General features: G+C 48.6%; 20 protein-coding genes. 15 read left to right on the forward strand and 5 right to left on the reverse strand.

The genetic code is table 11. The features are described from left to right. Positions 1 to 285, forward strand: a 285-nt coding sequence (locus tag G451_RS28815; RefSeq protein WP_034641766.1) for an IS5/IS1182 family transposase, incomplete at its 5' end; no start/stop codon positions are given. Positions 286 to 313: 28 nt separating this feature from the next. Here G451_RS28815 and G451_RS28820 read toward each other — a convergent pair. Beyond that, positions 314 to 919 (reverse strand): HD domain-containing protein, encoded by a 606-nt coding sequence (locus G451_RS28820; RefSeq protein WP_027184234.1) that lies wholly within the window; start codon positions 917 to 919, stop codon positions 314 to 316. 79 nt (positions 920 to 998) lie between these two features. Between G451_RS28820 and G451_RS0110610 the strand changes: the two genes are divergently transcribed. After that, positions 999 to 1,310: a hypothetical protein gene (locus G451_RS0110610; RefSeq protein WP_156921593.1), complete on the forward strand. Its 312-nt coding sequence runs from the start codon at positions 999 to 1,001 to the stop codon at positions 1,308 to 1,310. Between the two features lie 44 nt (positions 1,311 to 1,354). After that, entirely contained in the window at positions 1,355 to 1,741 is a 387-nt protein-coding gene (locus G451_RS0110615; RefSeq protein ID WP_027184236.1) for a VOC family protein, read from the forward strand. Between the two features lie 132 nt (positions 1,742 to 1,873). On the opposite strand, the gene serS is transcribed toward G451_RS0110615, so the two are convergent. Beyond that, the gene (gene serS, locus G451_RS0110620) at positions 1,874 to 3,157 is read right to left on the reverse strand and encodes a serine--tRNA ligase (RefSeq protein ID WP_027184237.1); all 1,284 of its coding nucleotides are present in this window, start codon (positions 3,155 to 3,157) and stop codon (positions 1,874 to 1,876) included. 251 nt (positions 3,158 to 3,408) lie between these two features. On the opposite strand from serS, the gene G451_RS0110625 reads away from it, so the two are divergent. The 10 genes from G451_RS0110625 (at position 3,409) to G451_RS34110 (ending at position 14,102) form a co-directional block, all read left to right on the forward strand. Next, positions 3,409 to 3,897, forward strand: a complete 489-nt coding sequence (locus G451_RS0110625) for a CinA family protein (RefSeq protein WP_034641768.1) — start codon at positions 3,409 to 3,411, stop codon at positions 3,895 to 3,897. Between the two features lie 91 nt (positions 3,898 to 3,988). Further along, the gene (locus G451_RS0110630; protein ID WP_027184239.1) at positions 3,989 to 4,261 is read left to right on the forward strand and encodes an HU family DNA-binding protein; all 273 of its coding nucleotides are present in this window, start codon (positions 3,989 to 3,991) and stop codon (positions 4,259 to 4,261) included. Positions 4,262 to 4,397: 136 nt separating this feature from the next. Next, positions 4,398 to 7,736 (forward strand): ATP-binding protein, encoded by a 3,339-nt coding sequence (locus tag G451_RS32650; RefSeq protein WP_084448503.1) that lies wholly within the window; start codon positions 4,398 to 4,400, stop codon positions 7,734 to 7,736. Between the two features lie 16 nt (positions 7,737 to 7,752). Continuing rightward, complete coding sequence (locus G451_RS0110640; RefSeq protein WP_027184241.1) at positions 7,753 to 8,985, forward strand: inner membrane CreD family protein; 1,233 nt, start codon at positions 7,753 to 7,755, stop codon at positions 8,983 to 8,985. Positions 8,986 to 9,181: 196 nt separating this feature from the next. Then, complete coding sequence (locus G451_RS0110645) at positions 9,182 to 10,141, forward strand: chemotaxis protein (protein WP_027184242.1); 960 nt, start codon at positions 9,182 to 9,184, stop codon at positions 10,139 to 10,141. A gap of 181 nt (positions 10,142 to 10,322) precedes the next feature. After that, positions 10,323 to 10,874 carry an A24 family peptidase gene (locus tag G451_RS32655; protein WP_051261380.1) on the forward strand — a complete coding sequence of 184 codons (552 nt, stop codon included), beginning with the start codon at positions 10,323 to 10,325 and terminating at the stop codon, positions 10,872 to 10,874. Positions 10,875 to 11,022: 148 nt separating this feature from the next. Continuing rightward, entirely contained in the window at positions 11,023 to 11,883 is an 861-nt protein-coding gene (gene cpaB, locus G451_RS28835; protein ID WP_051261381.1) for a Flp pilus assembly protein CpaB, read from the forward strand. A gap of 12 nt (positions 11,884 to 11,895) precedes the next feature. Beyond that, complete coding sequence (locus G451_RS0110660; RefSeq protein WP_051261382.1) at positions 11,896 to 13,458, forward strand: type II and III secretion system protein family protein; 1,563 nt, start codon at positions 11,896 to 11,898, stop codon at positions 13,456 to 13,458. Positions 13,459 to 13,473: 15 nt separating this feature from the next. Next, the gene (locus tag G451_RS0110665; protein ID WP_027184244.1) at positions 13,474 to 13,752 is read left to right on the forward strand and encodes a hypothetical protein; all 279 of its coding nucleotides are present in this window, start codon (positions 13,474 to 13,476) and stop codon (positions 13,750 to 13,752) included. A 212-nt stretch (positions 13,753 to 13,964) separates the two neighbouring features. Next, on the forward strand, positions 13,965 to 14,102 hold the full coding sequence (locus G451_RS34110; RefSeq protein WP_156921595.1) for a hypothetical protein: 138 nt from the start codon (positions 13,965 to 13,967) through the stop codon (positions 14,100 to 14,102). Positions 14,103 to 14,236: 134 nt separating this feature from the next. Here G451_RS34110 and G451_RS0110675 read toward each other — a convergent pair whose 3' ends face one another. The 3 genes from G451_RS0110675 to G451_RS0110685 form a co-directional block, all read right to left on the reverse strand. Beyond that, complete coding sequence (locus G451_RS0110675; protein ID WP_027184245.1) at positions 14,237 to 14,692, reverse strand: 2-thiouracil desulfurase family protein; 456 nt, start codon at positions 14,690 to 14,692, stop codon at positions 14,237 to 14,239. Between the two features lie 392 nt (positions 14,693 to 15,084). Beyond that, the gene (locus G451_RS28840; RefSeq protein ID WP_051261383.1) at positions 15,085 to 15,597 is read right to left on the reverse strand and encodes a hypothetical protein; all 513 of its coding nucleotides are present in this window, start codon (positions 15,595 to 15,597) and stop codon (positions 15,085 to 15,087) included. A gap of 46 nt (positions 15,598 to 15,643) precedes the next feature. After that, positions 15,644 to 16,411, reverse strand: a complete 768-nt coding sequence (locus G451_RS0110685) for a hypothetical protein (RefSeq protein WP_027184246.1) — start codon at positions 16,409 to 16,411, stop codon at positions 15,644 to 15,646. A 200-nt stretch (positions 16,412 to 16,611) separates the two neighbouring features. Between G451_RS0110685 and G451_RS0110690 the strand changes: the two genes are divergently transcribed. Both G451_RS0110690 and G451_RS0110695 read left to right on the forward strand, forming a co-directional pair. Further along, positions 16,612 to 17,562, forward strand: a complete 951-nt coding sequence (locus tag G451_RS0110690; RefSeq protein ID WP_027184247.1) for an ATP-binding cassette domain-containing protein — start codon at positions 16,612 to 16,614, stop codon at positions 17,560 to 17,562. Between the two features lie 9 nt (positions 17,563 to 17,571). Beyond that, positions 17,572 to 19,965 (forward strand): Gldg family protein, encoded by a 2,394-nt coding sequence (locus G451_RS0110695; protein WP_027184248.1) that lies wholly within the window; start codon positions 17,572 to 17,574, stop codon positions 19,963 to 19,965. Positions 19,966 to 20,034 lie beyond the last annotated feature (69 nt).

The following is a 20,034-nucleotide window of genomic DNA, read 5'->3' on the forward strand; positions in this document are numbered from 1 at the left end:
ATTCAGGGACTTCAGGCTGAATTTGTAGCCGCCGACAAGGCTTATGACTGCAACAGCTTCATAAGTCTCATTATCGGACAGAATGCCAAGCCTGTTATTCCGCCCAAAAAGAATCGTCGCAACCAGCGGAAATACGACAAGCACATTTACAAAGAACGACATCTCGTAGAGTGCTTTTTTTGCAAGCTCAAAGAGTTTAGACGAATCGCTACTCGTTACGAAAAATTGCAGATGACTTTCTTGGCAATGGTTACTATCGCCTCATGTCTCATCTGGTTGCGGTAATTTAGAAACACGCCCTAGCAGAACCGATTTATCGCGTCGAGACAAGAACGAATTCATGGAACCGATCACCATGAATGGCCGTACGGGTAACAAGCGAATCAATACGCATTGCTGCAGCATTCTCAAAGCGAGAGAGTGCGATCTCGGCACGATCACGCCGCCCCGCTACGGCCTCACGGGCTTCAGGCGTATCGCCAAATCGAGCGAGCTTTTGCGAAAACCGCTTTTCCAAACCAACGTATTCATCCGATGCAACGAGTTTATCAGCCAAACAAACAATTTCGGCTTCGGTTATAGGGCCGGTAAATGATGTGAAATCAACATGGTCCGCCACGATATGTGCCAAATCGGATCGTCCTAAAGAACGCAAAAGTGCTGCACCGGACGCGGCATGATTCGGTTTCCCTTTGGCGATATCATGCACCACGGCGGATTCGGCAACCAATTCAACATCAATACCGGCGCCGGCATCACTCAAGGCCAGTGCCATGGCAACGGCGAGCCGAGCGACGGCCCGACAATGCAAGGTGCGTTCTTTGCCCGGATTGTGAATATCCAACAGGGATTGCCCGCGAATCAGGGCTGCACGAACCGTTTCTGGCAGATACTCGTCCACCATTTCATTGTGAAGCATTTTTCTCTCTCGAATCTCTTAATATAATTAGAAAAAAATCTCGCTGGCTTTTTCCCCAAACTTAACGTTAGAAGCGGCCATGCGAAAAAAATACCTACTCTTTGCCCTGCTTACACTGCTTGGCATGCCCTGCATGTCGTCTGGACAATCCATGCAATCCACTCCTCCGCCTCCGCCAGCTGTCACAGGTGAAGCCACTCCCCTCACTCCGACAGCCGACACGCGGCCTAGCGAGACGTTGAGCGCCGAGGAACAAAAAATGCGGGCCTATTTTGAGGCTCTTCATCATCAAAATGACGCCGATTTCTCGCAATACAGAGAGTCAATAGTCAACAAATATAAGTCCGTGCCCCAAAAAGACAAACAGGCACGTCCTCCTAAAACACCATAACCACTTAAGGAGTTATAAAAAACGGCTCTGGAAAGGTATGTTCTATGCCAGCAATACATCTTGACCATCTTGTTCTAACGGTTGCCGATATCAATCGCACCGCCCAATTTTATAATACCCTACTTGGGCTTGAAGTCCGAAAGACGTCATCGGGACGCGTCTCGCTCCATTTCGGAAATCAGAAAATCAATCTTCATCAACACAGAGCCGAATTCGAGCCCAAAGCCCAATATCCTCTCCCGGGTTCGGCCGATCTGTGTTTTCTCATTGATGAGACCATTGATGACCTGACATCTCGCCTTGCAAAAGAATATATCGACATCATCGAAGGCCCGGTCCAACGAAACGGAGCAAATGGCCCTATGCTCAGCATCTATTTCCGCGACCCTGATGGCAACCTCCTCGAAGCCGCGACGCTTATTGCCTCATAATATTTGCTCTCTTTTCCTCTAAGAAGCGACCAAAGGCCCCCTCTTCTGCCAACCAAAAGGAGACGGCCAGAAGCAGCGCGGGAAAACATTCTCCCGTCCTGGTTCTGACCGCCTACCCCATATATCTGACGACTACCCTTGGGGTTCGATGACTTCGCGACCATGCATATAGGGACGAAGCACTTCTGGAATGACCAGAGAACCGTCTTTTTGCACATAGTTTTCAATAACCGCGACAAGCGTTCTGCCAACGGCCAAACCTGATCCATTCAGAGTGTGGACAAGGCTCGTTTTCTTGGAACCAGAAGGACGAAAACGGATGCCGGCTCGACGAGCCTGAAAATCCTCGAAGTTGGAACAAGACGAAATTTCACGATATTTCTTCTGACCGGGCAAATAGACTTCGAGATCGTATGTCTTTGCAGCGGAAAAGCCGATATCACCGGCGCACAAGGCAACAACCCGGTACGGCAAGTCAAGTCGTTGAAGAATGGCTTCGGCGTGGCCGGTAAGCCGCTCAAGCTCATCATACGATGTATCCGGATGGACAAACCGGACAAGCTCGACCTTGTTGAATTGATGTTGCCGAATCAGACCGCGCGTATCTTTTCCATAGGAACCGGCTTCGGATCGAAAACAGGGTGTATGCGCGCAATACGTAATGGGAAGATCCGCTTCGTCAAGCGTTTCATCACGATGCAGATTGGTGAGTGGAACTTCGGCTGTGGGTATGAGATAAAAATCTTTGAAATCGAGACGAAAAAGATCTTCTGCAAACTTAGGAAGTTGCCCTGTGCCATAAAGGCTATCGCTGTTGACGATAGCAGGGGGCAATACTTCCGTGTAGCCGTGTTCGACCGTTTGCATATCGAGCATAAAGTTGGCCAGAGCACGTTCCATTGCTGCGGCCCAGCCCCGAGACACACAAAAACGGCTGCCTGTAATTTTTGCTGCACGCTCGAAATCAAGACCGGCAAGGCGTTCTCCCACCTCCCAGTGATTGGGGGCATCGTCCTGCGCCTCCGGAATTTCGCCGACAACACGAACAACGGGGTTGTCATTTTCATCGGTCCCATCGGGAACACTCGCGTGGGGCATATTTGGAATGGCCATCAGCAACTGGGAGACGGCCTCGTCAACGCCCTTGAGTTCTTCATCAAGAGCCTTGATTCGCGCAGACAAATCCCCCATACTCGCGATGATATCGGAAGCGTCTTCCTTGGCCCGCTTTTTTTTAGCAACTTCGGCGGATGCGGCGTTACGTTCGCTTTTGAGGGTTTCCACCTCGGTCAAAAGAGCGCGCCGTTTGGCATCGATTTGGGCGAATTCGTCCATATTGACGCCTGCGCCTCCTCGCCGGGCCAGGGCGTCTTTGACCGCCTCAATATTGTTTCTGACGAATTTGACGTCGAGCACGACGTGTCTCCTTGTTGTAGTATAGAGTCGCTTGCTGCTGCAATTCAACGTGTGTTCGGCGCGGTCTTACTCGCGTTTTCAAGCATGCGTCAAGAGAGTGAACACGGTATGATGAAGCGTTCAACACAACCATTTTCAACGTCTTGACAGGAAAAACAGAAGAAAATGCGATGTTTTCCCCTTGATCCCGAAGACGAATGCAGGCAATACGAACTCCGTTCCGAAAAAGCTAACCATTTACGATGCTAGTTATGATAACACAACGCGAACTTGAATACACTATTGGTCTCCTCGGTGATCGACTTGTCGAACGAGGCCTTACTCTGTCGTGTGCTGAATCTTGTACAGGCGGTCTGGCTGCGAGTCTTCTGACCGACATTTCGGGCTCGTCCCGTTGGTTTGTCGGAGGTATTGTTGCCTACGCCAACCAAATAAAGACTAACATCCTTGGCGTTGCCGAATCGATTCTGATAGAACATGGAGCTGTCAGCAGTGAGACGGTTCTGGCAATGGCTGCTGGTGTGCGTCGTACAATGCAAGCGGATGTGAGCTTTGCTCTATCGGGCGTTGCCGGCCCAACCGGGGGAACTCCGGAAAAACCAGTCGGCACCGTTTGGATAGCCTGGGATATTGGAGAGCGACACATCAGCGATGTATATCATTTGGGGGGAGATCGGCAGGAGATAAAATTTCAAAGCGCAGCTCATGCCATCACACGTCTGGCCGAGTTGCTCGAATAAACCAAGAAAGAGGATAGCCCGCATCTCGTCTTTACAGATTGCCAAAGCGGTGCTAACGGCCTGTTCACATTACTTCTGGAGGATACGTTCCATGACAAAAGATGATCTCGTTACGAAAATGGCTCAAAGCGCTCAGTTGAGCAAAGCTGAAGCCGGCCGCGGTCTCGATGCCCTCTTGCAGGCCATTGAAGATGAACTTGTCGCTGGCGGAAAAGTCACCCTGACAGGGTTCGGCACGTTCTCAAGCAAAGAGCAAGCCGCTCGCACCGGCCGCAATCCTCGCACAGGCGAACCAATTCAAATTGCAGCTCGCAAATCCGTCAAATTCGCGCCGGGAAAAGACCTCAAAGAAGCCGTCAAATAATAATGACTGCCCCGCGATAGCGCCACGAGAACGACGTAGCGACACCACGTTTATCCTCGCACAATGCCAAGGGTTCTTCCCTTGAAAAAAGGCCGGTTTATCCAACCGGCCTTTTTGTTTTCTTGTACGCAAGACCATGCTATACGACAAGGCATCATCTCTGAAGAAACGATGCAATATCACAACCCAAAACAAGACGGCTCCCACTGTGTCTGAAGATTCCCGAGAAAGAAGTACGACGTCAGCTCGGCGCATAATGCGTTCATCGATAAAGCATCGGCTTTTTCTTGGGTTTGGCCTTATATTTACTGTCATATTTTTTATTCTTGTTGCAACGAGCCAACGCATAGTATTATTCAACGACCAGTTTGACACATTTATCCACTCTGATATCCCTGTAGAAAAAAGCATATATGAATTAAAATTCAATGCAGAACAAGTCACGTCATCAACATCGAACTATATACGAAGTCACAACAAAAAAGATTGGAACAAGATACACTCATCATCTGTAGAATACGCACAAAATATAGAGTGTATCATCTCTATAAGTCGATCAACTTCACTTCAAAATATTGCTAAAGATATCCAAACAGAATTTCAATCTTTTGTTAGAACAGCAAGTAAAATCATACAACTCGTTGACAATCGCAACAAAGACCTCAAGTCTCTTCAAGAAGTCCGTGCCGCATTATACGAAAAAGCTCAAAGCCTGAAGAAAACTATAGGCGCATCTCAGGATGAAGCACGCCAAACACAATTACATATCGATGAAGTACTCCATGCAATAGACGACATGTTTCTTGCCCTCCATGCAACCATAGATATCTCGCACAACACTGCACGCATGGAATTTTATGAACGAGTCAAGGCTATCGAGCAAATTACCCCTCCCCTCCGTCTCAACTTGGCGACACCAAAGACATATCGCCAATTCATGTCGCTGCTCGCACTCAAAAACGACGCTGTCGATAAAGGCAGGACGATTATATCTCAAACGCTGGACATTCACCGACTATTTGAAAAATTCGATGAAAAGAGAACACGGCTCGACACGATGATAGACCGAAAATTGAGTGTTGTCCTGGATCAAAACATCAATCAAGAGCTGGTTGCGACAAAAACGGCGAGCCGCTCGGCTTTTGTCCTGATTCTCCTTTTCGGTGTTGTGACTTTTGTTCTTGGTGTTCCTCTTGCTTGGCTTTTTTCCCGCTCCATTTTGAAGAATGAAGCCTCCCTGCTCCGCTCCCGTCGTCATTTGAGTATCACCAGACGCATAGCCAATGCTTTTTTGGCAACAAAAACTGATGAAATCTACGTGCAAGTCTTGGCTGTTGTCCTTCATGCGCTCCAAAGCAAACATGGATATTTCGGATATATCAATGAGCACGGCGACCTTGAATGCCCGACATTGGATAAACAGCAAAAGCCTGCCTGCCATACGGCACCAGACATCACACCGAACACAATGTGTTGCACGCACTGGCAAGAGCAAAGAATATCTCCACAGGTTTACACGGAGATAGCCCGAGCACGTCTGCCCAACGGACATATCCACCTCGATAATGCCCTGGTGGCACCGATCATTCATCAGGAAAGACTTGTTGGACAACTTGCCGTAGCTAATAAGTACAACGGGTACGACCAAGAGGATGTAGAACTTTTTGAAGTTATCGCCGGATACATTGCCCCGATTCTTGCCTTGCACCTGGAAAACTATCGAGCAGAACGTAAACGGCATGCAGTGGAAACGGCACTCCGTGAAAGCGAACGAAACTACCGATTGTTGGCTGAAAATGCAGACGATGTCATTTGGAGTATCGATGCATCTGGTCATATCCAGTATATCAGCCCTTCAGCTGATCGACTTTTCGGTCAGACCACGCAATCCGTCTCAAGCATGACCGGACATTCCTTTGAAGAATTGTTAATGCCGCAGTCACGTCCCATATTTCGGAATGTCCTGACACAAATGCGTATACCTCTCCCAGACGCCCCCACTTCCTCACATTCAGGGCATCGATTAGAGCTTGAGGTCCCCGGCCCCGGTATGCTGCCCGTCTGGACGGAAACACTCCTCACCCCGTTGATTTCGGAAGACACCGCCTCTCCGGTCTTCTTGGGAGTCACCCGAGACATTACCGTACGTAAAAATATGGAAGCCGATTTGGGGCTACGCCTTCGGTATGAAGTGACGTTACTCGCCTGCGCGACCAATCTACTTTCCACATCGTCTATGGAAACAAAGACCACCTTACCTCAAACACTCTCTCTCATTCTCGACGCAGCCGAACTCGATAGGACGGTGCTCTATTATAATGAAGAGTCCGACCATAGCATTCCAACAGCCAAAATATTTATTCAACTTCGATCGAACCGCGGACTCAGACATTCCAACGAGTTCAATGAAGCAATCGACTTCTCCTATGCCAATCTCGACCCCGTTATACGTCGCGACCTCTCTTCCGGCCACCGTGTCGTTTTGACTCGTGCCCACAACAGCACCGTTGGACACCTTTTAGGAAATACTGGAAGCGGTGTATTATGCCCTTTATTTGTACGTTCCCAATGGTATGGGATTCTCTGTTTTTTCGATGATCAACGCACAACGACTTGGGCTGAAAGCCGTCAACGATTCCTCACAACAGCGGCGGAAATGGTCTCAGCATTTCTCGAAAGCCGCCTTGCTGAAGAAGAGCTCACCCAAGCCAAGCAGCAAGCCGAACTGTCAGATAAAGCCAAAACAACATTTCTCGCCACGATGAGTCATGAACTCCGCACCCCAATGAACGGCGTTCTCGGCATGGTGGAACTTCTTGAGACGACAGCGCTCAGTGACGAGCAGAGTGAATATGTGGACTCCCTGAGGTCGTCGAGCAAACTCTTACTCAATCTCATCAATCGTATTCTTGAATTTTCGAGGATGTCTTCTCTAAAGGAAGAACTCGAATCCATCTCCTTTTCGCCAGCCTTCGTCGTTCAAACCATTGCAACGACACTCAGTGCTGCCATTGAACAAAAAGGGCTTGAGCTGACGACAGATGTTGACCCCGATGTCCCCGAATCTGTTGTTGGCGATGTCGGTAAACTCCATCAAATTCTGTCTCATTTGGTAGAGAATGCTGTCAAATTCACCGAAGAAGGAACACTGCATATTCACATCCAACGCATCCCCCCTGATGAGAGAGATCCCCTGCCCCTTGCACCACGGCATGTTCGCCTTGCGTTCTCAGTCACAGACACGGGCATAGGGATCAGCGAGACCGATCAACAACGTATTTTAGAACCATTTGTTCAGGCCGATGACGTCAAAACCCGCAAATACGACGGGACAGGTTTAACTCTTTCAATAGCCGCCCGACTTGTAGAACTCATGCAAGGGCGTTTAACCATTACAAGTGCTTTGGGTAAAGGAAGTACGTTTACAGCGATTCTCGATTTTGGAATTATGTCGCACTCCGCAACAACACAGTAGCCCAACGAGAAACGATATGATCCGTCGCATCATTGCTATTTTTATTATCTACGCTGGCATCAGCTTGGCATGGATTGCACTCGGCATAGGAGCATCGTTTCGTGCCGACGATGTCGAAAACGGATTGCGTTCGGCGGTTGATTCGCTTTGGGGAGCACCGCAACGACAATATGCACCGCACGTTTTCTATACGGAACCAGTTGCAACAGAAACGACGAACTCCGATGGAACAACGATTATCCATGAGACAGAGCGCGAAGTGGATCTCATGTTGAGCAGGTCACGTATCAACATCGACATCCAACTGACACCACGGCGAAAAGGTTTAAAATGGTACGCCACATACACAACAAAATTTGCAGCCGAATATGCGGTCATCAATACAACAGATGCTGAGCACAGGCTGCTCTTTGACTTTAATTTTCCGGATAGCGAAGGAATCTTTGATGATTTTCAGGTGAATCTGAATGGAAAAATTCAGGAAAGCGTCAAAGTACAAAATGGGTACTTTCGCGTGGAGCAACGGCTTGAACCTGGAGACAGCATGACGGTCGGCATCGACTTTGCTTCACGCGGCCTCGAATCATGGACCTACATTCCCGGAAACGGCGTAACACAAGTTCGTGACTTCATCCTGACAATGACCACGGATTTCAATGCTGTCGATTTTCCTGATACGGGAATGTCTCCAACGAAGAAGGAATCTCTCGATCACGGCTGGCGTTTAACGTGGGGTTTTTCCAATCTCTTGACCGGCTCCAACATGGGGCTTGTCATGCCCACCAAACTTGATCCCGGCCCCTGGGTGGCCAAAGTCAGTTTTGCTGCGCCTATCTCGCTGTTCTTTTTCTTCTTTATACTGTTTATTCTCAGTCTGGTACAAAATTGGTCGCTACATCCCATGCATTACTTCTTTATCGGATGTTCATTCTTCAGTTTCCACCTCTTATTAGCTTACCTTGTCGATCACATGAGCATCCATACCGCTTTCGCCATTTCCTCGGCGGTATCCATGCTGCTTGTTATGTCTTACACACGGCTTCTTGTCAGCACCCCCCGAGGACTCATGGAAATTGGACTTGCCCAGCTCGTGTATCTCATTTTCTTTTCCTACTCCTTCTTTTACAAAGGGTATACAGGCCTCATCATCACGATACTTGCCATTGTAAGTCTCTTTGTGGTCATGCAGGTCACGGCAAAAATGAATTGGGACGAAATTTTTTCACCGACAAAACGACAAGCGATGTAGTGTTGCATTGTATTTGAAATCAATCGTTTTTTCTATTGTCGCGCCACAAAGAGCACGATACGTCAACGCTATGACAGAATGTGACATTTAAGCTTTTTCTTGTCATATTTAGCCTGTTTTCCCGAAAACAGGCTATGAGAGCGTCTTACAAGCCGGCGACGACCAGCATAACCTCGAACGGAATGCGAGAAGATGTATGACTCCGAGCGATATTCTTTTAGAATCAGGAACGAATGAGCTGGAAATCATCGAATTTCTCATCAAAGAAATCGATGACGAGGGAAAAGAACACACAGGCCATTACGGCGTCAATGTCGCCAAAGTTCTCGAAATCATTCGACTCCCCCGTGTCACAGCCTTGCCAGGGCATTTTCATCCAGCCGTTATGGGTACGTTCAATATGCGCAATAACATCATTGCGCTTATCGACTTATGCGCCTGGTTGGGAAAAACGCCGGTGGAAACCGATACTCCCAAAGTCATTGTCACGGAGTTCAACCGTGTAGTGAACGCGTTTCTCGTTTCCGGAGTGACGCGCATCTACCGCTTGAGTTGGGAACGTATCGAGCCACCGGACATCAATATGCAAACCTACGCCGAGGGATGTATCACCGGTGTGGTTCGTATGGAGGACCGGATTCTTTTTATTCTGGACATGGAAAAAATTATCGCTGACCTCAATCCCAATCTTGCTGTTGGAACGATCCCTCCCTCTCCGGAAACGTCCTCGGAAGCCGAAGTCCATTATAAAACGCTGATTGCCGACGACTCTTCGACAATTCGTCACATGATTGGCCATTCCCTGGAAACAGCCGGCTTTGAAGTGGAACGAACGATCAACGGCAAGATGGCATGGGATAAACTCATGGAGTGGAAAGAACGCGCAGTCCAAAACAACCGCCCGATCTCCGACTATGTCCACCTTGTTGTTTCAGACATTGAAATGCCTGCCATGGATGGGCATACCTTAACCAAGAAGATCAAGGACGATCCCTTTCTCTCCAATATTCCGGTCATTCTTTTTTCGTCGCTCATCACTGAAGGTTTGCGCCACAAAGGTGAATCAGTAGGAGCCGACGACCAGATATCCAAACCAGAACTTGCAGAAGTCGCTATACGTGCCAAAATGTTGGCTGATAAACATTGGCCAACCTAACCTCACTATTTTCCTCAAGGCTTCCCTCATGAAGCCTTGAGGTCAAATCCATATTGCGTGTCCTGCCAATCCACAGAAAACGGATTGCACTGACAATGTGCCCTCCTCTTGGCAGAAACCAGGAAAGACCGTACACTTCCGTAACAATATACGTTTTCCTCTCTGCAACAAGGATGACCTCATGCTTTTCATTGATCCGATTCATCGTGCATGTGTTTTTGGCCTTCTCTTTCTCGTCGCGATGACGGCATCATATTCGGATATCACATCACGCCGGATTCCCAATCTATTGACCTACCCCTCCATGCTTGTCTTTCTTCTTGTGCATTTCATTTTTGCTGGCGTATTCGGATTGAAAACATCGGCGATTGGACTGGTTGCCGGGATGACGGTCTTGTTTTTTCCCTACCTGCTCCACGTCATGGGCGCTGGAGACGTCAAACTTATGGGCGTTGTTGGGGCAGCGTTGGGAACGTCTTGGCTTTTGACCGTCTTTATCTTCACCAGTTTGGCCGGTGGCGTCATTGCAATAATTTTTCTTATATTGCGTATGTTGTCTGCCAAACGCGAAAAGCTTCCTTTGTTTTTTCCTCATCTTGCTCCGTCCCAAAGTCGCGTCGACACATGGTTCGGTCGTTTTTGCTATGGGCCGGCCATCGGTCTTGGCGCCGTTGCAACCATGGCGTGGCAATATTGGGGAAAAGCCCCTATGGAGCTTTCCACCTTTTTTTAGCACTCTTTTGCACACTCCTTGCAAACTCCCCATCCAACGGACTTTGTGTCGAACATCCGACGCTATGTCCTGCGTTATACTGGGTTGACACTTCATCTCGTTGTTTCGGCGTTATAGACGACGCCGGGATCGCCAAGGAGGGTGGTTCGTGGCTAAATCACGTGCAGTCTTGCATCTTGTCCTGGCGCTCGTTCTGGCTCTTGGAGCGGGAGTCGTGACATTGTCATGGCTCAAGAACGCCGGACAAAAGAAAGTCGAGGTAGAACAGGCCGCACCGACAGAAAAAGCGATCGATGTTGTTGTGGCTGCCGCACCGATTAAACGGGGCGAAAAACTGACAGAACAATTCCTCACGGTTGCGCCGTATTTTCCTCAAAGTGTTCCCGAAGGCGGTTTTACCGACATCAAAGACGCCATTGGTCGTGTCGCTGGAATCGGTCTGTCTCCACTTGACCCTGTCACGGAGAATAAACTCCTCCCGGAAGGCATCAAAGCGGGCAGTCTGGATGCATTCATCACACCAGGAAAACGGGCCATGGCCGTCAAGGGCAATAAAGTTCTCGGACTTTCCGGTTTGGTCGCTCCAGGCAACACTGTTGACGTTCTTATGACCGTCAATAATCCGGAAGACCCCAACAGCCGCATCACAAAAACGGTGTTGGAAAACATCCTCGTCATTGCCACCGGGCAGGAACTTGAAAAAAGCGAGTCCGGTCAAGTTTCTTCCGTTGATACATATACCCTGGAACTCACCCCCGAGGAATCAGAACAACTCGCTCTGGCCGCAACAGAAGGAACGATCCATTTTGCGCTCAGAAACCCTCAGGATCTCCAACAAGTTACAACGGAAGGCGCAGACATTGCAAAAACACTCGGCGCCTATCGGGGTGACGTAAAAATCGCCCAGAAAGAAACTCCTGAGGAAGCAACCAACGTTAAGGTCGAGGCACCGTCATTCGAGGCACAGTCGATCCGTGGAACGGAAGTCGAAACCATCACGTTACAATAGTGGGGAGCTGTCATGAGCATACATACATACTCGAACCAAAGACCCCGACCGGCATGGATTCTCGTCTGCACGCTGCTTTTGTTTGTATCAGCCACACCGGCCCATGCGCAAAAAGCCGTTCATTCCATTCAGAACCCGCCGTCTCTCGATATTTCCATGGGGAAATCAATCATCCTCAAGTCACGAAAGACCCTGGGCCGAGTTTCTGTTGCCCAACCGGAGATCGCCGACTTTGTACTGCTTTCCCCAACACAAGTGTATGTTACGGGCAAAGCTCCTGGTGTCACGAATTTGACTTTGTGGGATAAAAACGACCGCATCACGCAAATTTTCGACCTTGTTGTCGCACCGGACGTCGCACGACTTGAACGCATTATCCAGCAAGCACTGCCTGAAGAAGATGGGGTCAAAGTCATTGCGACCAATGATGCCATTGCGTTGTCCGGAACGGTACGCAATTCCAACAATTTGACCAAACTCGCGTCTTTGGCTGAAGTTTACGCTCCCAAAAAAGTTATCAATTTGCTCAGTGTCGGTGGTGTCCAGCAAGTCATGCTTGAAGTTCGTGTTGCCGAAATGCAACGCAACCTTCTCAAGCGTATGAAGATGAACTTCAACTACTTTTCGGAAGGAGACTTTCTGTTATCCATGCTCGGTGGCCTGACCACACCAGCAACGGAAGTCTTCGACATCGTCTCGGCCGTTCCCAACTATTTCTATGCTGAAGACAGTTCAGGAAATACCCTTCTGCCCTTGCAACAATACCAGGCCGGGCAGGTTACTCCGAACTCCATTAATCCGAGTATCTCAGCGCAAAGTGCCAATGCCGCCTTTCGAGTCAATACGAACTACGGCAATACCAACAATGGAACATGGACGGGTTTTATTGACATCCTCAAAGAAAACGGACTGGTCAAAATTCTGGCAAAGCCAACGCTCGTTTGCCTGAGTGGTGAGACGGCCAAGTTTCTGGCAGGTGGTGAAATTCCTGTTCCCATTCCGCAAGGATTTGGCACAATTTCCATCGAGTACAAACCGTTTGGCGTCGGCCTGCAATTTACCCCGACTGTCCTGACGGATTCACGTATTTCCATGAAAATCAGTCCTGAAGTCTCGGAACTGGATTACAACAACACCATCACATTGAATGGAAATATCATTCCCGGTCTTAATACACGGCGTGCGTCAAGCGTTGTCGAAATGAACGACGGGCAAACGTTCGCACTGGCTGGGCTCATCAAGGAAACCGGTCGTGATGCGGCCAGCCGTTTTCCCGTACTCGGTGATGTCCCCGTCCTTGGTATGCTCTTCAAGAGTAACGAATTCCAGGAAAACGAAACCGAGCTTGTCATTGTTGCAACGGTTCATCTGGTTCAGCCTGGCTATAAAAAAGATATCAAACTTCCAACGGATGACTTCAGAACACCGAATGATCTTGAATTTTACCTTGGTATTCCGACGGAAGAGCCGACGATTCTGGCCGAAACATTGAAGACGGCCGGCCTGGGTGGCAAAAAAGCAGGGATGTCCGGAGAATTCGGTCATGCCGTCCCTACCATGCCCCGCAATTTCTAGCCACGAGGATCTGTCATGAAAACAACGCTTATTCTCTGCTCTCTTGCTCTGCTTGTTATGACTGCCGGTTGCGCTGATGAACAACGCCTCCATTGGCGAGCCGGAGAGGCTTACCACGAGGCCTTTACATCCCAAATCGTCAATCCAGCTCCATCGGCCATGTATGCCCAAGTGAACGGGATGGATGGTGTGAAAGGGATGAACGCCGTCAAGAAGTATCAGTTTGGCGAGGAAAAAAAGAAAGACGGTGTTCTTGAGTCCATGGTGGAACTCATGAGCAAACGGAAGGAATAGCCTTCAAACCAATTGAAATATCAGCACGCGTACCGGCTATCGGTACGCGTGTTTTTTGGGGCTCACGACATTTCAGCAAGATACTGCGTCATCAACAATAATCAAACGTCTACAAAACGAAAGACATACTCCAACCCCTCTATTTTGTAGCTAAAAATAATTTGGCACACTTCCTGATACTCTCTTTGCAAGACGAGACGCAGGAGGGCGCCATGTATGAATTTATCAAGTTTGCGTGGAGTTTTTGCAGCTCATTGGCGCTTATCTATCTCATAATCAAGTGGTTTCTGTTCGAACCGTATACGACTCGCGCCATGCTCGCACAAATCCTCTCCATCTTTATAACGTAATTTTCCCGTCCGCGACATCAATCCTTGCACAGGCTTCGCAATACATGCATACAAAAAAACGGGAGTTCGTATACTCCCGTTTTTTTTGTATGCATTTCATCAGCATAAATGCGCTACAAGAATTCAACACAATATCACGCATCTTCATCCCATCCCCATATGACTTCCAAATCATCTTCGGTGATGGTTTCAATACCAAATTCTACAAGCATCTCAGCAAACACACCATTTCCCGGTATAAGTCGACCGGAAAATGATCCGTCGTACACGACGCCTTTTCCGCATGAAGGGGACCGTGATTTGACCACTGCCCGGGAACAACCGGCGTCCAAGGCCATATCCAAAGCTTTTTTCGCTCCCTCTTTGTACGCATCGGTCAGATCTAGTCCATCATGCGTTATAACACGATCGCCAGAAATTTCGCAGGCTGGTCTGGGAATGGACAGGCCACCTAATACCTCGGGGCATACGGCCAACACTTGCCCTTTGTCGACAAGCTCCTTGACCAAAGGATGTAGGCTCGCTTCTCCGTTGTAGCGACATGCCTCTCCAATAAGGCAGGCACTGACGACATACATAGTTTTTTCCATCCTGGTGATCCTTATGATAAAGCTCGTAGGACATCATAACAGCAAACAACAAAAACTCTATTCAGCACGCTCTCACAATGTGTTGGCATAATTAAATAATATCAATATTCAAAACACAATAGATGTGACATTTCTATGACACAAGAAATGACAATGAGAACGCATAGCAAAATATTCGTGCACCAATAATAAACACATGCTCATCAGCAATCCATGCAATCTTTATCAAAAACAGATCAAGCTAAAACCAAATGCAATGCACAATATGCATGATTGACCTTATTATGCACGACAAGTAGATTATCATGGCTACAAAAGTATTTATCTGCGTATACACAGAACAAGAAAAAAACTTCATTCGTCACGACACACGATATTGAATACGATTGATATTATTTTCGTTCTGTACTTTTGTCTGGCGTCCAAAGCTTGAACGTAGACGATTTGTTCGGTTGCTTGTCGGCAACTTTAATTCCATAGCTATTCATTTCGAGCGGAAGACGAAACGTTGCCGTGCCAATATTTCCCGGAACGAGCGCATCAAAAAGAAACATTTCACACTGGCCATCACGTGCAAGGTTTCCAAGCTCATCTTTTTCATAAATACATACTCGTAATTCAGGAATTTTCTTCTGGCTGGAAAAAACGGCATCAAGGCCCATAGGCGGTTTCTTCAAGAGTTCAGCAACAATTTTGACACTTTTATACGGCACTTGCTTTAAGACAGCCTGTGAACCATCGTTCACAAATTTTTCTTCGCTTTGTTCTGTTTCTTTAATTGCAGTAACCTTGATGAAGTCATTCTGTAGAATTTCCATCTCCTCCTTGCTTGGCGGCGTGGCAAAAGCCAACGTACCACACAAGAACAAGGCCACCGCGAGCATGAGACATATCGGTCCTTTCATGGCATTCTCCAAAGCAGCTGTTTCCCAGCATCAGACAAGCCGGGGCTCAAGACATGAAGGTATCTTTAATTTTTTTGAACAGTAAAAGCAGAAGGGATTCTGGTACAGCATTACCGTCTATGGTCAAATTGACAAGTCGCGCCACCATATTCTTTTTCGGCGTCAACGTCGGCCGAATCTCAAGAATATGACAGTGTCGTCTGCCGATATGATTTTCTACGGTATTCAATCGAAGAATCCACCGGATATCACGTCTTTCCCATTGCAGGGAAAACGTTTTCTTACCATCGCGGTTTCTTTCAATGCCGCGCATGAATTCTTTAAGATTAAAATGCTTATTCTTATCAGCAACACCGAGGAATTCATTTTTTTCTGACCGGATGACAAGAGGCAGGCACATGATGTAATCAGGCGGCGTTGTCGGTGAGCCCGACTGAGAATTCACATAATCCATAAACATGCGCGTCAGCGCATCACGATCGTTTTGAAGTTCGCGCAGAGTGACTTCGAAATGGTGAATTTTTTGTTTATACGCGAATTCGAGTTCCCGTTTTTGACGCTTCAGCACACCAACCTCGTTGCGAAGCTCGTCAATATCGAGGCTCAAACGATTTTGGTCATCCAACAGCCCGGTCATTGTATCGAGAACGCCAGTAAGCTGCCGGACGATCTGTCCTTGCCGGTCTGCGTCTTCACCTTCCACATCAATGGGAGGAAGAAAATCCGTGTCTGAAGCGGTTTTCTTGGACAACGTATCGTATTTGAAGTGGAGTTCCTGTTTCATGGCATCAAAAGACCCGTCGCGGCTTGTCATGGCGCCGTTCTCCAGAAATAGGGTTCGACGACGGGGCTGGTCGCAGGTGTTATCCAATGCGCCCCATTGAGTATTAGAGGCGTTATACAACGTTGTCCAGTCTTTTATGTTTTGCAACGACATTGTTGTCATGTCATCTTGCAGCATGTTGCGAAGTATGATTTGAAACGCCCCATACGTTTCCAAAAAGGGAGAGTCACATGATTGAAGCCGAACATTTGAGCATGAACTACGGTCCGGTCAACGCATTGGATGATGCCGGGTTCGTCGTTCAAAAGGGGCAAATCCTCGGTCTTCTCGGCCCCAACGGCGCCGGAAAATCGACCATCATGAAGATCTTGACCACGTATTTGCATCCAACCAAAGGGACAGCTCGAATCTGCGGATTCGATATTCTGAAAAACCCTCTTGAGGTCCGCAAACGCATCGGTTACCTGCCAGAGAACCTTCCTCTCTATCTCGGTATGGAGGTCGGGGAATATCTTGACTTCGTGGCCGAAGCACGTGGACTCCGCGGAGCCGATAAACGCCTGCGCATTCGTTGGGTGTTAGACCACACGGGTCTTGGTCCCATGCTGCACCGACCGATTATCGAATTATCAAAAGGCTACAGACAACGTACGGCCCTTGCCCAGGCATTGGTGCACGATCCTGAAGTCGTCATTCTCGATGAACCGACAACCGGGCTCGATCCACATCAAATTTTGGATATCCGGCGTCTCATTTCCGAGCTGGCCAAGGATAAAACCGTTATTTTTTCCACCCATATTCTCCAAGAAGTGGAAGCCATTGCTGAACGCGTTGTCATCATTGCCGATGGCCGCATCAAGGCTGACGGTCCTATCGAAGAACTTGCGGCCAAAGCAGAAGTTCAGGAAGAGGTCAATGTCCTTTTACTTGGTCCACCACAACATTTCGAACCGAGCCTCTCTGCACTCGACGGAGTGACCAAAATCCGCCAGGAGCACGCTCCACAAGGCTTTTCTCGATTCATTCTGTCATGCGACAATGCCATGGCTCAAACAGCCTCTATTTACAGTCTTGCCGTCGCCCAAAACTGGGAGCTTGCCGAACTGGCACAGAACACACCGTCTCTTGAAGCGATCTTTCTTGCCCTGACCAAGGCTGAAAACCCTCTTCTCGAAGCCTAGGAGTACCTCATGCACGACATGTGGACGATTTTCAAACGCGAACTCAGTGCGTATTTCAACTCGGCCGTCGGATATATCTTCCTCATTGTTTTTCTTATTATCAACGCTGGCATTTTCGTCACCGGATTCTTTCAGTTTCCGCTGGCAGAAATGCGCCCGTTTTTTGCCATTTTGCCCGTCACCCTCTGTGTTTTTATCCCGGCCGTCACCATGCGTCTCTGGGCCGAAGAACGTTCTGAGAACACGGTAGAAATGCTTCTCACCTTTCCCATGCGGCCGTTGTCCATTGTTCTGGGAAAATTTATGGCAGGCTTTATTTTCTATCTGCTTGCCTTAGTCGGTACCGGCATGATTCCCATCATGCTTCTCGCCCTGGGGCATCCGGACGTAGGACAAATCTTGTGCTCTTATCTCGGAGCCAGCTTACTTGGTGCCTTCTTCATCAGTCTCGGCCTGCTTATCTCCGGCTTTTCCCGTGATCAAATTGTTGCATTTGTCGTAAGCTTGCTCGCTTGCTTCGGATTCTATCTGCTGGGGACCGATTTTATCGCTGCAGCTCTTGATGCCTGGGTCGCTGGTTTCGGCGGCTTTTTGCGTGATCTTGTCGGGGCAACCGGACACTATCTCGTCTTCACCAAAGGTGTCTTCGAAACGGCTGATCTCCTCTACTTTCTTGTCTGGACCGGCTTGTTTCTCTTCCTGAACGGACTCTTTATCGAAGGTCGTAACCGAAAAACTGCGACCATGACCTTTTCCGTTGCCTGCCTGCTATGCCTCGTCATCGGCGTGTTGTTCAATGCCTTGGTCACCGACGCTTCTCTTGGCCGAATCGATATGACCGAAGGTGCCATTCACACCATAAGCCCGGCATCCAAACGTATTTTGGCCAATCTCAAAGCTCCGGTCCAAGTGACGTATTACGTCACTCCCTCCGAGGACATGCCGACGGAAATGCAGAACCTCGAACGCGATGTTCTCGACATCCTGCAAGAGTTGCGTGTCGCCTCAGGGAACCGTTTCCAGTTCAAACGCGTTCACATGCAAGCCGCGAATGTGCTCAGACAAAATCCGGCTGACAAACCGGATGCCGACCCACTCGAACAGCGCATGCTGCAAAAAGGCGTCGAACCGTTTTCTGTCCAAGCCATGCGCGAAACCGGTGCAGTCACCAACCTCGTCTATTCCTCTCTCGGTATTGCGTACAAAGACAACGATGAGGAAATTCTTCCACAAATCGTTCCTCAAAATGTGGGGCAACTCGAATATAATCTGATCAGTACCATCTACCGTCTCGAACGGGACAAACCCGCAAAAATCGGTGTTTTCTCTTCAAAACCATTTCAATTGCTCAACAATTATCTTGCCCATGAAAAATATGAGGTCGTCCCGTTCGGAATCACCAAAAGCAGCCCTATTCCGGCCGATGCCGATGCGCTGCTTGTTCTCGAACCACGGAGCCTGAGCGATCGCCAGCAATACGAATTGGCCCGGGCTCTTGCATCGGGACGTAAAATACTCATGGCCGTGCAGGATAACGTCTGGGACTATAATATCATGCAAGGGGCACTGAATATCACTCGCATCCCCGTGACACCCAATGTGAATCCCCTTCTTGCTCACTACGGTCTTGGTATTGATCAAAACGTGCTCATGGACGAAAGCAACACCGGTATCCGTATGGCTCGAAACCAAATCGAGCAGCTTTTCGGTGGGGGGCTTGATCTGAAATTGCCGATCCAAATCCTCATTGATCGCGAATCCATGAACAAAACCGATCCCATCACAGCCCGACTTTCACAATTTCTTTATATGTGGGGATCCGCTCTCACAATCAACCAGGAAGAACTCGAGAAAAACGCTTTGACGGCAACGATCCTTGCATCCACAAGCCCCAATGCCTGGACCGTCACTCCACAACAACGCCTGACTCAGGAAGACATCACGCCTCCTGCAGCTTCCAAACGCAAAGCGTACCCCGTTTTAGCACGCATTACCGGACAATTCCCCGATGTAACCAAAGACCAGACGCCTCCCGCCTGGAATGATCCTCAGATACAAGAGGGGGCATCTGAGCCTGAAACCGTTCAACCCATCACGCCAGCACCGGGGGAACTCTATCTTGTCGGTTGTTCCGAGCTGTTCAGCGATGATTTTCTTGCTGCCAGTCTCGATCTTGTCCTCAATATCGTCGACTCGATGGCCCTTGGTCCCGATCTCATTACTATTCGCGGTAAGAAAGCCATCAATCGTATGATTCCGAATGTATCGCCTGAAGCGGCCGCATTGTGGAAAATCATCAACTACGGACTTGTTCCTCTCTGTATTGCCATCATTGGGATTCTGCGCACCATGTCCCGACGACGCCGTCGTGCTCGATATGCCGAGGATATGTGTAAAGTTTAAGCTCACGGACCAAACGATACGTCCCGTTCGGAGCTATCCCCGTTAAAAGTTTTTGAGGGAGGAGTTGGC

The organism is Desulfovibrio inopinatus DSM 10711, assembly GCF_000429305.1.
Classification (GTDB): domain Bacteria; phylum Desulfobacterota; class Desulfovibrionia; order Desulfovibrionales; family Desulfovibrionaceae; genus Alteridesulfovibrio; species Alteridesulfovibrio inopinatus.

Bases quoted from the DNA above. Each gene is read 5' to 3' on its own strand.
- G451_RS32650 (WP_084448503.1), top strand. From the start codon at position 4,398: ATGCTATACGACAAGGCATCATCTCTGAAGAAACGATGCAATATCACA.
- G451_RS0110630 (WP_027184239.1), top strand. From the start codon at position 3,989: ATGACAAAAGATGATCTCGTTACGAAAATGGCTCAAAGCGCTCAGTTG.
- G451_RS0110660 (WP_051261382.1), top strand. From the start codon at position 11,896: ATGAGCATACATACATACTCGAACCAAAGACCCCGACCGGCATGGATT.
- G451_RS0110685 (WP_027184246.1), bottom strand. From the start codon at position 16,411: ATGACAAGCCGCGACGGGTCTTTTGATGCCATGAAACAGGAACTCCAC.
- G451_RS0110675 (WP_027184245.1), bottom strand. From the start codon at position 14,692: ATGGAAAAAACTATGTATGTCGTCAGTGCCTGCCTTATTGGAGAGGCA.
- G451_RS0110690 (WP_027184247.1), top strand. From the start codon at position 16,612: ATGATTGAAGCCGAACATTTGAGCATGAACTACGGTCCGGTCAACGCA.
- G451_RS0110615 (WP_027184236.1), top strand. From the start codon at position 1,355: ATGCCAGCAATACATCTTGACCATCTTGTTCTAACGGTTGCCGATATC.
- G451_RS0110665 (WP_027184244.1), top strand. From the start codon at position 13,474: ATGAAAACAACGCTTATTCTCTGCTCTCTTGCTCTGCTTGTTATGACT.
- G451_RS0110695 (WP_027184248.1), top strand. From the start codon at position 17,572: ATGCACGACATGTGGACGATTTTCAAACGCGAACTCAGTGCGTATTTC.
- G451_RS0110640 (WP_027184241.1), top strand. From the start codon at position 7,753: ATGATCCGTCGCATCATTGCTATTTTTATTATCTACGCTGGCATCAGC.
- G451_RS34110 (WP_156921595.1), top strand. From the start codon at position 13,965: ATGTATGAATTTATCAAGTTTGCGTGGAGTTTTTGCAGCTCATTGGCG.
- G451_RS28820 (WP_027184234.1), bottom strand. From the start codon at position 919: ATGCTTCACAATGAAATGGTGGACGAGTATCTGCCAGAAACGGTTCGT.
- G451_RS0110645 (WP_027184242.1), top strand. From the start codon at position 9,182: ATGACTCCGAGCGATATTCTTTTAGAATCAGGAACGAATGAGCTGGAA.
- G451_RS28840 (WP_051261383.1), bottom strand. From the start codon at position 15,597: ATGAAAGGACCGATATGTCTCATGCTCGCGGTGGCCTTGTTCTTGTGT.
- G451_RS32655 (WP_051261380.1), top strand. From the start codon at position 10,323: ATGCTTTTCATTGATCCGATTCATCGTGCATGTGTTTTTGGCCTTCTC.
- G451_RS0110610 (WP_156921593.1), top strand. From the start codon at position 999: ATGCGAAAAAAATACCTACTCTTTGCCCTGCTTACACTGCTTGGCATG.
- G451_RS0110625 (WP_034641768.1), top strand. From the start codon at position 3,409: ATGATAACACAACGCGAACTTGAATACACTATTGGTCTCCTCGGTGAT.